The sequence below is a fragment of the Kribbella sp. NPDC051586 genome (assembly GCF_044453965.1).
Taxonomy (GTDB): domain Bacteria; phylum Actinomycetota; class Actinomycetes; order Propionibacteriales; family Kribbellaceae; genus Kribbella.
On sequence record NZ_JBITDF010000003.1, the window covers coordinates 1,310,658 to 1,324,153 of the forward strand.

Annotated in this window: 19 protein-coding genes; 8 read left to right on the forward strand and 11 right to left on the reverse strand. The window is 68.9% G+C overall.

Translation table 11 applies throughout. From position 1 onward, the window contains the following. Positions 1–38: 38 nt before the first annotated feature. Complete coding sequence (locus tag ACIA58_RS24955) at positions 39–872, reverse strand: phosphotransferase (RefSeq protein ID WP_396406163.1); 834 nt, start codon at positions 870–872, stop codon at positions 39–41. An 81-nt stretch (positions 873–953) separates the two neighbouring features. Between ACIA58_RS24955 and ACIA58_RS24960 the strand changes: the two genes are divergently transcribed. Then, positions 954–1,886, forward strand: a complete 933-nt coding sequence (locus ACIA58_RS24960; protein WP_396406164.1) for an aldo/keto reductase — start codon at positions 954–956, stop codon at positions 1,884–1,886. Positions 1,887–1,923: 37 nt separating this feature from the next. Here ACIA58_RS24960 and ACIA58_RS24965 read toward each other — a convergent pair whose 3' ends face one another. The 4 genes from ACIA58_RS24965 to ACIA58_RS24980 all read right to left on the reverse strand — a co-directional run bounded on the left by ACIA58_RS24965 (position 1,924) and on the right by ACIA58_RS24980 (position 4,477). Further along, positions 1,924–2,472, reverse strand: coding sequence for an isochorismatase family protein (locus tag ACIA58_RS24965; protein WP_396406165.1), 549 nt, complete (start codon positions 2,470–2,472; stop codon positions 1,924–1,926). Positions 2,473–2,535: 63 nt separating this feature from the next. Further along, positions 2,536–2,832 carry a DUF1905 domain-containing protein gene (locus tag ACIA58_RS24970; RefSeq protein WP_396406166.1) on the reverse strand — a complete coding sequence of 99 codons (297 nt, stop codon included), beginning with the start codon at positions 2,830–2,832 and terminating at the stop codon, positions 2,536–2,538. Beyond that, positions 2,829–3,536: an alpha/beta fold hydrolase gene (locus ACIA58_RS24975; RefSeq protein WP_396406167.1), complete on the reverse strand. Its 708-nt coding sequence runs from the start codon at positions 3,534–3,536 to the stop codon at positions 2,829–2,831. Before ACIA58_RS24975 ends, ACIA58_RS24970 begins: the two co-directional genes overlap by 4 nt. Continuing rightward, a complete protein-coding gene (locus ACIA58_RS24980; RefSeq protein WP_396406168.1) occupies positions 3,536–4,477 on the reverse strand; it encodes a helix-turn-helix transcriptional regulator in 942 nt (313 codons plus the stop codon). Before ACIA58_RS24980 ends, ACIA58_RS24975 begins: the two co-directional genes overlap by 1 nt. A gap of 52 nt (positions 4,478–4,529) precedes the next feature. On the opposite strand from ACIA58_RS24980, the gene ACIA58_RS24985 reads away from it, so the two are divergent. Beyond that, entirely contained in the window at positions 4,530–5,102 is a 573-nt protein-coding gene (locus ACIA58_RS24985) for a DinB family protein (protein ID WP_396406169.1), read from the forward strand. Positions 5,103–5,248: 146 nt separating this feature from the next. Beyond that, positions 5,249–6,196 carry a helix-turn-helix transcriptional regulator gene (locus ACIA58_RS24990; protein WP_396406170.1) on the forward strand — a complete coding sequence of 316 codons (948 nt, stop codon included), beginning with the start codon at positions 5,249–5,251 and terminating at the stop codon, positions 6,194–6,196. Here ACIA58_RS24990 and ACIA58_RS24995 read toward each other — a convergent pair. Then, complete coding sequence (locus ACIA58_RS24995) at positions 6,178–6,612, reverse strand: GNAT family N-acetyltransferase (RefSeq protein WP_396406171.1); 435 nt, start codon at positions 6,610–6,612, stop codon at positions 6,178–6,180. The genes ACIA58_RS24990 and ACIA58_RS24995 overlap by 19 nt on opposite strands. 96 nt (positions 6,613–6,708) lie before the next feature. On the opposite strand from ACIA58_RS24995, the gene ACIA58_RS25000 reads away from it, so the two are divergent. Next, positions 6,709–7,611 carry a toxin-antitoxin system, toxin component gene (locus ACIA58_RS25000; protein ID WP_396406172.1) on the forward strand — a complete coding sequence of 301 codons (903 nt, stop codon included), beginning with the start codon at positions 6,709–6,711 and terminating at the stop codon, positions 7,609–7,611. Positions 7,612–7,614: 3 nt separating this feature from the next. Here ACIA58_RS25000 and ACIA58_RS25005 read toward each other — a convergent pair whose 3' ends face one another. Both ACIA58_RS25005 and ACIA58_RS25010 read right to left on the reverse strand, forming a co-directional pair. After that, the gene (locus ACIA58_RS25005; RefSeq protein WP_396406173.1) at positions 7,615–8,040 is read right to left on the reverse strand and encodes a nucleoside deaminase; all 426 of its coding nucleotides are present in this window, start codon (positions 8,038–8,040) and stop codon (positions 7,615–7,617) included. After that, complete coding sequence (locus ACIA58_RS25010) at positions 8,037–8,885, reverse strand: LLM class flavin-dependent oxidoreductase (protein ID WP_396406174.1); 849 nt, start codon at positions 8,883–8,885, stop codon at positions 8,037–8,039. The genes ACIA58_RS25005 and ACIA58_RS25010 overlap by 4 nt, the downstream gene beginning before the upstream one ends. A 93-nt stretch (positions 8,886–8,978) precedes the next feature. On the opposite strand from ACIA58_RS25010, the gene ACIA58_RS25015 reads away from it, so the two are divergent. Genes ACIA58_RS25015 through ACIA58_RS25025 form a run of 3 tightly spaced genes read left to right on the forward strand, consistent with a single transcriptional unit; the run spans position 8,979 to position 11,071 of the window. After that, positions 8,979–9,446 carry an Lrp/AsnC family transcriptional regulator gene (locus ACIA58_RS25015; RefSeq protein ID WP_396406175.1) on the forward strand — a complete coding sequence of 156 codons (468 nt, stop codon included), beginning with the start codon at positions 8,979–8,981 and terminating at the stop codon, positions 9,444–9,446. Positions 9,447–9,458: 12 nt separating this feature from the next. Then, positions 9,459–10,298: a hypothetical protein gene (locus ACIA58_RS25020; RefSeq protein WP_396406176.1), complete on the forward strand. Its 840-nt coding sequence runs from the start codon at positions 9,459–9,461 to the stop codon at positions 10,296–10,298. Further along, positions 10,295–11,071 carry a sugar nucleotide-binding protein gene (locus ACIA58_RS25025; RefSeq protein ID WP_396406177.1) on the forward strand — a complete coding sequence of 259 codons (777 nt, stop codon included), beginning with the start codon at positions 10,295–10,297 and terminating at the stop codon, positions 11,069–11,071. The genes ACIA58_RS25020 and ACIA58_RS25025 overlap by 4 nt, the downstream gene beginning before the upstream one ends. On the opposite strand, the gene ACIA58_RS25030 is transcribed toward ACIA58_RS25025, so the two are convergent. Then, entirely contained in the window at positions 11,060–11,509 is a 450-nt protein-coding gene (locus ACIA58_RS25030) for a MarR family transcriptional regulator (RefSeq protein ID WP_396406178.1), read from the reverse strand. The two genes, ACIA58_RS25025 and ACIA58_RS25030, sit on opposite strands and share 12 nt — an antisense overlap. Positions 11,510–11,577: 68 nt before the next feature. Here ACIA58_RS25030 and ACIA58_RS25035 point away from each other — a divergent pair, with 68 nt between their 5' ends. Further along, entirely contained in the window at positions 11,578–12,381 is an 804-nt protein-coding gene (locus ACIA58_RS25035) for an alpha/beta fold hydrolase (protein WP_396406179.1), read from the forward strand. Here ACIA58_RS25035 and ACIA58_RS25040 read toward each other — a convergent pair. Further along, positions 12,371–12,799 carry an OsmC family protein gene (locus tag ACIA58_RS25040; protein ID WP_396406180.1) on the reverse strand — a complete coding sequence of 143 codons (429 nt, stop codon included), beginning with the start codon at positions 12,797–12,799 and terminating at the stop codon, positions 12,371–12,373. The two genes, ACIA58_RS25035 and ACIA58_RS25040, sit on opposite strands and share 11 nt — an antisense overlap. 41 nt (positions 12,800–12,840) lie before the next feature. Beyond that, complete coding sequence (locus tag ACIA58_RS25045; RefSeq protein WP_396406181.1) at positions 12,841–13,491, reverse strand: SDR family oxidoreductase; 651 nt, start codon at positions 13,489–13,491, stop codon at positions 12,841–12,843. Between the last annotated feature and the right edge of the window lie 5 nt (positions 13,492–13,496).

Genomic DNA, 13,496 nt, shown 5'->3' on the forward strand with positions numbered 1-13,496 from the left:
CCGCCTCTGACCGGGGACGCGCGTCGTCGCGGAACTGCTCAGACCTCGCCGAGGGCCTCCGCGATCATGCGGTGGCCCTGCTGCTCGAAGGGCTCGTCGCCGACCTGATAGGACCAGACGGAGGTGTTGACAGCCTCGCGAACCTGGGCGCGGTGCCAGACGTCAGGCTCCCGCGGGTCCGGGCCGTAGCCGCTCAGGAAGGCCGTCTCCAGTTCGGGGTTCGACCGGAACTGCTGGGCGGCGAGACGAGCGAGATCGGTGTACGCCGGGCGTAGATCGGCCCGGCCGAAGTCGATGACTCGGATGGTGCCGCTGTCCGTCAGCCAGTTCCGCGGCTGCCAGTCGCCGTGGGTCGGCACCAGCACAGCCGGCGGTGCCGGCCATTCCGCGATCTCTGCTCGCAAGCGGTCGGTCAGCTCGGGTGCGATGCGGTGCGGTTTGCCGAGGTACGTGAGCGTCCGACGATTCTCGCTGGATTCGTAGGTCTCGTCCTGCACGGCGGATTGCCCGTGGAACTCGGCCAGGAGTCCACCGGCCTCGCGGTAAGTGTCCGGCGACCATTCAGCAGGTGAGCCCTCGACCAGCTCCCCTGGCAGGAACTTGGTCAGGAGGAGCTTGGCCTCCTCCTCGGCGTGGACCAGCTGAGGGGCCCTCCCCCGCGTGGCCCACGGCGTCAACCAGTTGCGGTGGGCCCGTATCTCGCGCGCGAGGTGGTGGTCGGCCGCGTCGCCGGCCTTGGCGATGTAGCGCTCGCCGTCGCACCGGAGCTCCAGCACGAGAGTGCCGACGAGACCCCAGCTGTGATCCTTCACGAGCTCGGCCGACGGAAGCCAGGCGTGGAGCAGTTCTTGCTGCATGGCGGTGAGTCCCACGTGCGCAGACTAACGCAGAAAAGTACGAGAAATGTGTGGGAAAAGATGGACGAATGTCCTGAGAGGATTTATCCTGGCCGAATGCAGAATTCACAGGTAAATACGTCTCTACCATTAAACCTATCATCAGGAATTGCGGAAGGCAAGCCCGGGGAATTCTGGCAGCTCGGGGACCGTGCGGTACGGCGGATCGGATTCGGGACGAAGCGGCTCGCGGGGCGTGACCTTGATGGGGCGGACAGGCAGGAGCACGCCGTCGCGCTGCTGCGGCGCGCGGTCGAGCTCGGGGTGAATCACCTCGACACGGCGGCGTTCTACCCCAGTCACGGCGCGGCGGGACGGACCTCGTTCGACAGCCTGGACTGGGCGAACGACGTGATCCGCCGGGCGCTCGCGCCGTACCCGGAGGATCTGGTGATCGCGACGAAGGTGGGGCCGACGCGCGACGGGCTGGCGCGGCCGGATGAGTTGCCGGCACTGGTCGAGCGTGATCTGCGGACCCTCGGGGTCGACACCCTCGATCTCGTCAATCTGCGGCTGCACCGGGTGGAGTCGATCGCTGAGCATTTCGGCGTTCTTGCCGAGTTGCAGGCGAAGGGAATGATTCGGCACCTCGGTGTTTCGAATGTGCGGGTCGAGCACCTTCAGGAGGCGCGGGAGATCGCGCCGGTGGTTGCCGTGCAGAACAGGTACAGCGTGGGATTCGGGCGGGTGAACGACGAGATCCTCGGCGTCTGCGGGGAGCTCGGGATCGCGTTCGTGCCGTTCTTCGCGCTGACGGCGGAGTCGCGGGAGGCCGGTGGCGTGCCGGAGTCCGCGGCCGTGCAGGGGATCGCGGATCGTCACGGCGCGACGGCGGCACAGGTTCGCCTGGCGTGGACACTGAGCCGCGGAGAACACGTCCTCGCGATTCCGGGCACGTCGAGCCGGCGGCACCTGGAGGAGAACCTGATGGCGGGCGACATCACGCTCTCCCCCGACGACCTCGCCGCACTCGACGCACTCGTCGACTGACACATCGCGCCGGGGCGGCCCAGGTCGCCCCGGCCGGTCAGAAGGTGACTTCCTCGGTCTTCTGTACGCCGGCGGTGCGGCCCGGAGCCTGGTGATTCTCCCAGTAGAGATTGGTGTGCGCGATGACCTTGTCCGGGCTGGGCGCGCCGTACTCGCTGAGGTCCTCGGTGGTGTGGGCGTCGCCTACCAAGGTCACGTCGTAGCCGCGGACGATGGCGCCGTGGATGGTGGAGCGGATGCATTCGTCGGTCTGGGCGCCGCTCACGAACAGGTGGCCGATGCCGGCGCGGGCGAGGACGTCCTCCAGGTCGGTGGCCTCGAAGGAGTCCGGGTACGTCTTGTGGACGAGCGACTCCGAGCCGTCACGGGACAGCTCCGGGACGAGCTGCCACTGGTCGCTGTCCTTCACCAGGTTGTCGCTGGAGTGCTGGACCCAGACGACGGGCACGCCGCCCGCGCGTGCCTTGCCGACGAGGGTGCTGATGTTCGCGACGACCTGGTCGCGTTCGTGGGCCTCGGCCACGACACCGTTCTGTACGTCGACCACCAACACGGCCGTGTTGGGCCGATCAGCCAGCGTGGACATGCCCGCCACCTCTCTCTACCGGATGTGAACAAAACGCTAGACCCGGCCGCCGACACTTTCTCGTCACGTCCAGCTCCGCAGGCGCAGACGGACGGTCGGCATGTCGCCGTCGTCGAGATCCTCGGCCCGGCGTACGGCGGCCTTCACCGGGAGGAGGTACCGCCCGTCCTTCGGGAACATCGACGTGTCCCACACGCTCCCGCCGATCTCCGCGGTCACCGGGATCATCCCCCACCCGTACGTGACGAAGTTCGACTCGGCCTCGAAGTACGCACACTCCTCCTCCGGCAGCGTGATGAAATACCACGGCGCCGGGCCGCGCCAGTACCAGATCTCCCCCGCGAACTCGATGTCATTCATGCTTCCAGCCACTGGTCCAGCGCTCCCATGAACTCGCCGGGAAACCCGTACCAAACACAATGCCCCGCCCCACGGACAGAACGGACACAAAACCCCATCCGCTCCAGTTCCCCAACCCGCTCCACCGACACGTAGCGGCTTGGGTCCGCCCTGATCACCAGCGAGGGAACTGTCGGAGGCGCAGCCGTGTGTCCGGTGTAGGAGCGCTCGAGCGCGACGGCCGTGTCCACGTCGAACTTCGACGCCGCCTCGGCCTCGATCCGGCAGTCCTCCGCGGACCAGCGGGGCCGCGTGGCGCGCAGGCGGGTCTCCGTACGCGCGGCGACGGCTGCGGTGAAGCGTTCGTGGAGGACAACTGGTGGGTTGGTCGGTGGGCTGATGAGTGGTACGTCGACGTACACCGCACGGGCCGGGCGGAGCTGGGACAATGCGTGGGACAGAACGGCGGCGCCGAGCGAGTGGCCGAGCACGAGGGCCGGCGCTGCGGGCACCGACTCGAGTACGGCGTTGACGAAGAGGTCCATCGTGGCGTCGCGGGCCGGCGGGGAGTCGCCGTGGCCGAGGAGGTCGACGGCGATCGTGTGGAAGCCGCGGTCGGCGAGGGCGGGGCCTACCTGGTGGTACTGCGTGGCGCTGCCGAGCATGCCGTGGAGGAGGACGGCGGTGTGGGGGCCGGAGCCCCAGGTCAGGGTGTTGAGCCGCATCAGGTGCTGGCGGCTATCAGGCGTTGGCCGAGGGCTTGGGAGGCGGCTTGGATTTCGGGGCTGCCGAGGATGCGGTAGGGGGTGCGGATCGCGGTCAGCTGGGCGGCGTACCAGTCGGGCTCGTCGGTGCTCGCCAGGAGGCGGGTGTGGGTTTCGTCGATGGCTTCCAGGCGGCCCATGCTGCGTGGGATCCAGCAGGCGGCGTCGGCGCGAGGGGCGTCGATCAGGACCTCGATCGGGTACTTCCACCCGAGGGCGAGGTGCTCCTCGACGGCGGCGAGCGGGTCCAATTCAGGCGGGGGCGTGAACTCCTCGGTCAGCGCCTCGACCTTGGTGACCTTGTCGACGCGGAGGACACGCTGGGAGTCCTTGGAGTGCGACCAGCACAGCAGATACCACCGGCCCCGGCGTACGACGACCGCCCAGGGATCGACCTCCATCGGCCACTCGTCGTGGTGGCGGCGGTACTGGATCCGGACCCGCCGGCAGGCCGTGCTGTACGACACGAGCGCGGCCGTGATCTCGGGCTCGGGCGTACGTACGCCCGGATCCGGCCCGCGAGCGCTGACCCGCCGGATCGCGTCCGTCGAACGCGCCAGGTTCTCCGGCAGCACGCGGATGATCTTGCCGAGCGCGTTCTCGACCGGGTCCGCGGTGCCGCGTGGTCCTTCGAGGACGGCCATCACCAGGCCGAGCGCCTCGGTCGGCGTGAACATCAGCGGCGCCAGGCGCAGTCCACGGCCGACGCGGTAGCCGCCGTACGGGCCGCGGACGGACTCGATCGGGATGTCCGCCTCGCGCAGGATCGCGACGTACCGGCGGGCCGCCCGTTCGGAGACGCCGAGCTTGTCGCCGAGCTGCTCGGCGGTGATGCCGGGGCTGTTCTGGATCAGCTCGAGCACCATCAGGGTCCGGGCCGTCGGGCTCACGTCGTACGCCATGGCTCACCATTCCGGAAGGTATCCGTCCGGAACCGAGGGTAGCGTCCGCAGCATGGACATGGAAAGCGCCAAGGAAAGCGCCACGGCGAGCATGGTGGAGTTGCCGGCCGCGGGCGACGAGGTGCAGACGTTGCTGGGTGTTCTGGACCGCAACCGGCGGACGTTCGCGTGGAAGTGCTCGGGGCTCGATGCGGCGCAGCTGCAGATCCGCTTGGCTCCGTCGACGATGACGCTGGGCGGCCTGATGAAGCATCTCGCCCTGGTCGAGGACGACACGTTCACGCGGCGGCTGTTCGATCGCGAGCTCGGTGAGCCGTGGGCCGCGGTGGACTGGGATTCCGATCCGGACTGGGAGTGGCGCACGGCAGCCACCGACTCCCCCGAGGAGTTGCTCGCCCTCTGGGAGGCCGCCGTACGGCGTTCGCGTGCGACGGTCGCGGACGTGCTGAGCGACGGCGGCCTGGACCGGGTCGGGGACTTCGTCTGGCCGGACGGCCAGTCGACGAATCTGCGTCGGCTGGTCGTCGACCTGATCGAGGAGTACGCGCGGCACACCGGCCACGCCGATCTGATCCGCGAATCCATCGACGGCTTGGTCGGGGAGGGTGCACCTCGCGGGGATTGAACATCTGCAGCTCGACAGGACGTCTCGCGGATCAGATAGTGCACCTGAGCCTGCGCGTACGGTGTCTCGCCGGCGCTCTACCTGTCGAGTTGCAGATTCGGATGAAGTGCTCACTGGATGAGCAGTTTGTTTGAGACGATCGGGCCGTGAGAGCGGATCGGCTGGTGGCGGTGCTGTTGCTGATGCAGGCGCGCGGCCGGGTGACCGCGGCGGAGGTCGCTGACGAACTGGAGATCTCGGTCGCGACGGCCCGCCGGGACCTCGAGGCGTTGTCGACGGCCGGCATCCCGGTCTATCCACAGCCGGGGCGCAACGGCGGCTGGCAGCTGGTCGGCGGAGCCCGGACCGACCTGAGCGGGCTGACCGCCACCGAAGCGCAGGCGCTGTTCCTGCTGGTCGGTCCCGCGGCGTCGATCGCGCCCGACGCGAAGGCGGCGCTGCGCAAGCTCGTCCGGGCCTTGCCCGGCACCTTCCGCGAGCACGCCCAGGCCGCGGCCGAGGCGGTGGTCATCGACCCGGCGCGCTGGGGTGCGCACGCGAAGGAGCGCCCCGAGCTGGTACGCCGCCTGCAGGATGCCGTCGTACGGCGGAACCGGGTGCGGTTGGTCTACTCAGGCCGCGGGCATGAGCAGTCGGAGCGGACGGTCGACCCGCTCGGGCTGGTCGACAAGGACGACGTCTGGTACCTGATCGCCTGGACCGATCGAGGGCAGCGCACGTTCCGGGTGGATCGGATCGCTACGGCGGAGGAGACGCACGAGTCGTTCGAGCGGCCGGACAACTTCGACCTGTCGGCGGCGTGGGCCGACGTCGTCGAGCGGATGGAGGAACGCCGATCGGGGCTGACGGCAACTGTTCTGATGGACGAGCGGCATGTGTGGGTGATGCGGGACCGTCTGGGCCGCAACTGCGAGGTCGAAGGGACGGACGGCGACCGGGTCCGGTTGAAGATCACGGCGCCCACTCCCCTGATGATCGCCCAGGAGCTGGCCGGCTGGGGTGGGTCGATCGAGGTGGCCGGCCCGCCGTCGGTGCAGGCCGAGCTGGCACGCCTCGGCCGCGAGCTCGCCGATCGCTACAGCGGGATCAGGTAGAGGATGAAGCCGCGGTTCTCGGCGACCTGGTCGTAGAGCCGGCGTGCGGTCGCGTTGCTCTCGTGTGTGGACCAGTAGACCCGGCCGCAGCCTCGCTCACGGGCCCACTCGGTGACTGCGGCGATCAGCGCCCGCGCGGCGCCCTGGCCGCGCGCCTCGGGAGTGGTGAACAGGTCCTGCAGGTAGCAGGAGTCCGGCGCGGTCGTGCTCGCATGCGTCAGGAAGTGGGTGATCCCGACCAATTGCCCGTCCAGCCGTGCACCGAGGGCATGCACCTCGGCATCTTGCTGGAATCTGGTCCACGCCTGATCGAAGAACTCGTCCGGCATCGTCCGTCCGTAGAACTCGTTGTAGCCGGCGAACAGCCGTTGCCAGGCGTCACGGTCGGTAGATGTCAGCGGGCCGATGGAGAGCATGCGGCGAACTGTGGCATATCAACGGCCGAATGGACCATCGAGGTGAGTAAGGTGCCATGGTTCAGCGTGTCCCGACCAAGAGCCTCAGGAACATCCGTGACCACATCCCCTCCCCAGCCGCCGCAGAACCCGTACCCAGGTCAGCCGGCCGGCTACGGTCCGCCCCAGCAGCAGTTCCCCCAGTACACCCAGCCTGACCAGCAGCAGCCTCAGCAGGGCTACCAGGGTCAGCCCGGCCAGCAGCAGTACGCCGGTCAGCCCTATCAGCAGCCGTACCAGCAGGCGCCGCAGCAGGGCCAGTACCCGCAAGGCCAGTACCCGGGCCAGCCGCAGCCGCAGTACGGCCAGTCGTTCCCGCAGCAAGGCGCCCAGCAGTCGTTCGCGCCGCAGGGCCAGCTGGCCTGCCGGTTCTGTGGTGGTTACCCGGCGGTCGAGGCGACCGTGCGCGGCCACCAGGGCATGATCATCCTGATGCGGTTCCTGAAGCTCCAGGGGCCGTTCTGCCGGACCTGCGGGATCGCGTCGGTCCGCGACATGACCTCCAAGAGCCTGTGGCAGGGCTGGTGGGGCGTCGGTTCGTCGATCATCAACCCGATCACGATGCTGATGAACATCGGCCCGATGCAGAAGTTCAAGCGCCTGCCGGAGCCGCAGCCGGGCCCGGGCCGGCCGATGGACCCGGGCAAGCCGCTGGTCCGGCGTCCGGCGATGCTGATGCTGCTGCTGCCGATCGCGGTGATCGCCCTGATCGTCGTCGGCAACCTGAACTCGACCGAGGCCAAGGCCGACGTCGGTGCCTGCGTGGTGAACAACGGCACCTCGTCGGATCCGGACGTCAAGGTCGTCGACTGCACGTCGTCCGAGGCCGAGTACAAGATCGTCGGCAAGATCGACGACTCGACCGACGACAGCCAGTGCGACCAGTACAACGCCGAGGCGTCGTACGTCTCCGAGGACGGCTCGAGCAAGTACACGCTCTGCCTCGTCCACGTGAAGTAGCAGCTACACGTAGTACCCGTCCACCGGTACGCGCGCCTCGTCGTACAGCGCAGGTCCTTCCTGCGGTACGGCGGGGAAGCTGCCGGTGGGCTTCAATCCGTCCAGCTGCTCCCCGGACAGCGCGTAGACCACCAGGCCGAGTCCGGATCGTGCGAGCGCGCCGGTGCACATCCCGCACGGCTGGCAGCTGGTGTACATGGTCGTGCCGGCCGCGACCTCGGGTGTCAGGTGCTGTGCGGCCCAGACCGCGAGCTTCAGCTCCGGGTGGAAGCTGATGTTGCCCTCGCTGATCGTGGTGTTGTGGTCCTCGGCCAGCACGCTTCCGTCCGGGCCGACCAGCAGCGAGCCGAACGGCGGGTCGCCGGCCTCACGTGCGGTCCCGGCCAGCGCGATCGCGCGGCGCAGGAATCCTTCTGCCTCAGGTGTCACTTCGTCTCCAGTCGTCGATGCGCGGCGACGGTCGCCAGCGCTTGCCAGGCCGTCTCGGGCCGTTCCGTCTCGGCGGGGTCACCCACGAAGGGATCGAGTACGACGCTCCGCGCGCCCAACTCCCGCAGTACCTCGAGGTCATTCATCACCTGCTGCAACGATCCTTCACCTGCGACCCGCTTGTCGTCGGGCAGCGGATCGTCGGTCAGCCGGAGCAGGATCCGCGGCGCGAACCCCGGGACCGGCCGATCGAGCAGCTCTGCGACGGTCCGCATCCGATCCAGACCGTCCCGCAACTGATCGACGCGTTGCCGCAGCGGATGCCACGCATCGCCGTACTGCACGGTCCGGCGCAGGGCTGCCGCGCTGCTGCCGCCGACCCAGATCGGGATGCTGCCGCCGCCGTAGTCGGAAGTGTCGGCCCATGCGCGCCGAAGCTCCGCGAGCACACGGTCCGTCTCGCGCCCGCGCTCGTCGTGACGAGCGCCGAGGGCTTCGAACTCCTGCCGCGCCCACCCGGCTCCGACGCCGAGCACCAGCCGGCCTCCGCTGAGCTGGTCCAGGTTCGACGCCATCCTTGCCACCAGCAGCGGATGCCGGTACGGCGCGATCAGCACGGTGGTCCCGAGCCGGACCCGCTCGGTGATCCCGGCCAGCCAGCTCAGCGTCGTGAACGGCTCGAAGAAGGGCGCCGGGTACTGCTCGGCCACATCCGGCGTGATCACCACATGGTCGGACACCATCAGCAGGTCGTACCCGAGGCCCTCGACGACGCGCGCCCAGTCCCGCAGCCGCGCCGGATTCGTCCCCGGGCCGAAGTTCGGTACGTTCACCCCAATTTCCACGCTCTCAGGCTATCCAGGTGACTGACCAGTTCTGAAGAGATTCCTCCCGGCGTACGGCGGTCCACACCGGGGAATCGCCGGTACATTCGAGGTATGACCGAGATTCTCGATTCGACCGACTGGGCGATCCTCAGCGAGCTGCAGGAGGACGCAAGGATCTCGCTGACCGAGCTCGGCCGCCGCGTCAGTCTGAGTGCGTCGGCGACGACCGAGCGGGTGCGCCGGCTCGAGGCGATCGGCGTCATCACCGGCTACCGCGCCGAGATCGACCTGACCAAGGTGGGCTACCCGGTGCTCGCCGTCGTACGGCTCAAGTACCCCGGCAACAAGCACGAGCCGCTGCACCGGCTGCTGGCCGAGCGGCGCGAGATCCTCGAGTGCCTGCGGACCACGGGCGACGACTGCTACACGCTGAAGGTCGCGGCCGCTTCGATGCCGCATCTGGAGGGGCTCGTCAACGAGCTGACCGACTTCGGGAGTACGACGACCAACCTGGTCTACTCGCAGACGCAGCGGTACCGCGGACCGGAAAAGCCGGTGACCGAGCCCGCTCGGGAGTGAGAGCGTTGCCCGGTGCTGACCGTCCTGGGCATCGACGTCTCCCCCGATCTGCTCGAGCGATGGGTCGACTGGCTCGCACCCGTCGAGCAGCCGTTCTTCGTCACGAAGAAGCAGGCGACCGCGTTGGAACTCCCGCTCGAGGACCGCGAGCCGACGGCCGAGGATCGCGACACCTACCGGATCTACAACGTCGACCGCCGGGCCGCGCGGACCGTCTGGCTCAGCGAGGCGGCGTACGGCGAGCTGCCGAAGGCCACCCGGGCGGCGTTGGTGCGGGCGCAGGTGAACTACGGGCGCGGCGCGGTTCCGACGGTCCGCAAGTGGGCCAGCGTTGTCGGGCCGGCGGTCAGGCAGCAGGCCGATGGGCACCGGTTCGTCTGGTGGAAGTCGCTGCTGACCGATCCGAAGGCGATACTGCCGGACATCGTCAGTGAAGATCTGGGACCGAGTCTGCACCGCGACGTTCGCACCTGGCCGAAACAGCTTCAGCGGGTGCGCGAGCTGGCCGGCACTTTTCCGGACGGGAGTGGGCCGAACTGCTTCGGGACCGTGATGGCGGCCTGCGGAGTCGAGGGCGCGGACCAGGTGTGGATGCTGCGTGAGCCGTTCGAGGAATGGCTGGCGCAGCACACCGAGCGTGGCGGACGGGACGACGTACCGGGCACTGTGTTCGTGTGGCGCGACGCGGCGTCGCTGGTCCAGCACGCGGCGCTGACCATCGGCGACGGCTGGATGCTGCACAAGCCGTCACAGTCCTGGATGACGCCACGGAAGATCCGGACGGTCGCTCAGGTGAAGCGCGCCACCCGGACTGCCGGCTGGAGGCTGGAACGTCATAGAGTTGTGGGGTGAGGTTGCTCGTCACTGGGGCCACCGGTCTCCTGGGGCGTGAACTCCTGCGCTTGTCCGAGCACGACGTCGTTCCGGCGTACCACTCGGAGCGTGTGCCGGGCGGAGTGCAGCTCGACGTACGGCGGCGCGATCAGGTGCTCGACGTGATCCGTAGCGTGCGTCCGGACGGCATCATCCACACCGCCTACCGCCAGGACGATTGGGCGACCACTGCGCTCGGCGCGGTCAACGTAGCGCTGGCGGTAGAGGGTGCGCGGTTCGTGTTCGTGTCGACCGATGCCGTCTTCGGTCCGCGCAAGACGGCGTACCGCGAGCACGAGCAGCCGTGCCCGATCACGCCGTACGGCGCGGCGAAGGCCGCGGCGGAGACAGCGATCCACGCGATCGCGCCGGATGCGGTCGTCGCCCGTACGTCGCTCATCATCGGGTCGGACGGCCGCTCGGAAGAGGAACAGCGGGTACGACGGCTGGCCGCCGGCGAACCGGGCGCGTTCTACACCGGCAACATCCGGTGCCCGATCCATGTCAGCGACCTGGCATCCGCGCTGCTCGAACTACTCACGTCGGACGTCAACGGCATCACCCACGTCGCCGGCCCGGAGGCACTCACCCGGCTCGAACTCGGCCGGCTGATCGCGATCCGCGACGGCTTGAACCCGGAGGCACTGCCGTCCGTCCCGGGCGAGCCGTCGGACGTCCAACTGGACAGCCATCGGACCCAGTCCATTCTGACGACGCGGATCCGAGCGGCCAGTGAGTTCCTAGCTGCCTGACCGGTTCGGCAGCAGGTCGCGGGCCAGTTGCTCGAGGGCGCGCGAGACCTCGGCCACGCGGGCGGGATCTTCGGTGCCCAGGGCCTCGGCCAGGGCGGGTTCGATCGTGGTGGCGCGGACCTGGGCCAAGCGGTCGGAGACGTCGGGCGCCTGGCTGACCAGGGCTCGCCGCCGGTCGGTCGGGTCCGTCGTGGTGATGACCGAGCCGGCCTCCTTGAGGCGGGCGATCGCGGTCGACACCTGGCTCTGCGGCAGACCGGTCCGCGCGGCGATCTCCCCCACCGCGCTCTCCGGGTGCCCGGCGATGTCGCTCGCGACGATCAGCACCATCCGCGCGCTGCCGGCGTACTTCGCCTCGCCGCCTGGCGGCTCCGGCAACGCGTCCTCGCCGATCTTCATCAGCGCCCGCCCGAGCAGGAAGAGCTCCACACCGTTCACAGGCCGGAATCTACATCAAGTCAGATACATCTTGATAGATGTATCGAAATAGATGTAATCTCTGAGCCATGACGACCCTCAATGTTCCCGGCGCAGTCCTGCACTATCAGCTCACCGGCACCGGCCCGCTGCTGCTGATCTCACAGAGCGGTGAAGGCGACGCCGACCGCACGAACGACCTGGCCCGCCACCTCACCGACCGATACACCGTGCTCACCTACGACCGCCGCGGCCTGTCCCGCAGCCGGCTCCACAACCCGGCCGCCGGCGCCACGATCGCCGACCACGCCGACGACGTACACCGTCTGCTCGCGCACCTCACCGACCAGCCCGTCGCGATGCTCGGCTGCAGCCTCGGAGCCGTCATCGGCCTGCACGTAGCCGCCGACCACCCGGGCCAGCTCCATACCCTGGTCGCCCACGAGCCGATCGCGCCGTGGCTCCTCGCCGACCCCGAGCCGAAACGCCACCGCGACGAGCTGACCGAACTCCGCGACCACTACCTGGCCAACGGCCTGCAGGCGACTGTCCCGCAGATCGCCCGATCGCTCGGCATCGACCCGTCGAACGGCGAGCCCGACCGCACCGACTTCCCCATGGACGCCAACCGGATCGCGAACTTCGACTACTTCATCCGGCACGACTTCATCGCCGCAGCGAACGACACCAAGGTCGACCTTGGTGCCGTCGACGCCCGCATCCTGACCGCAGCCGGTACGACGACGCCGCGCACCGTCTTCGACTACCGGTGCGCCGAGGCGCTCGCCGCGATGCTCGACCAGGAGCTGCTGCTGTTCCCAGGCGGCCACAACGGCAACCTGAGCCACCCGAAGGCGTACGCGGGCAGGCTCCTGGAAGTGCTCAGTCGTTGACCGTCGTCGTGACCGGCGTCCCGAGCTCGACGGTCCGGCTGACCGTGCAGAGCCGGTCGTGCGACATCTTCACGGCCCGCGGCAGGGCCTCACGTGCCTTGTCGCCGTCCTCCCCCTCGGGGAAGTGCACGGTGAACTCGACCGCGAGGTTCTCCATCCGGTTGCCCTCGTCGGCGTCGCGGACCTTGTCCCCGCGCACCACCGCGCTGAACTCGGTCGGCTCCGCGCGGCGGCTGACGACGATGTCGACGTCGATCGCCGAGCAGGTCCCGATCGCGGCCAGCAGCAGCTCGACCGGGGTGAAGTCGGTGTCCGCGCCACCGGAGCCGACCCGGATCGTGCCGCCGCGGACGTTGCGGACCTCGTAGCTGCTGTTCGCCACGCGCTCGAAGGTCACCTGGCGGAGTGTGTCTGCCATATCCATCACATTTCTGTTGCTTGTGGCAACTTCATAGAGGGTCAGAGCGAGTTGAGTGCCTCGTCCACCGGGGTGTCTCCGGCGATGAGCTCCAGGGTCCGGCCGATCGCGGCCGGGGTGTCGCAGAGGCCGGCCAGGACCAGCGCGACGTCGTCGCGGGTGATCCGGCCGTTTCCGGTCTTGTCGGCGAGGTACACCTTGCCGGTCCCGGCGTCGTCGGTCAGGCTGCCGGGACGCAGGACCGTCCAGTCCAGATCCCGGGCCCGCAGGTCCTCCTCGGCCGCCCACTTGGCCTTGAGGTAGATGGTGAAGGTCGCGTCGTCGGTCAGCGAGTCGGCCCGGTCCGCGCCCATCGAGCCGACCTGGATGTGACGCCGTACGCCGGCCTGCTGGGCAGCCTCCGCGAACAGGGCGGCCGCACCGCGGTCGACCGTGTCCTTGCGCGCGTTCCCACTGCCCGGCCCCGCACCGGCCGCGAAGATCGCGACGTCCGCGCCGGCCAGCACCTTGGCGACCGCGCCCGCGTCCGTCTGCTCGAGGTCGAGTACGGCGGCCTGCCCGCCGGCAGCCGCGATGTCGGCCTCGTGGTCCGGATTGCGAACCAGCCCGACCACCTCGTGACCGTCAGCGCTCAGCAGCCTGGTCAGCCGCAACGCGATCTGTCCGTGTCCACCCGCAATCACGACTCGCATACCCG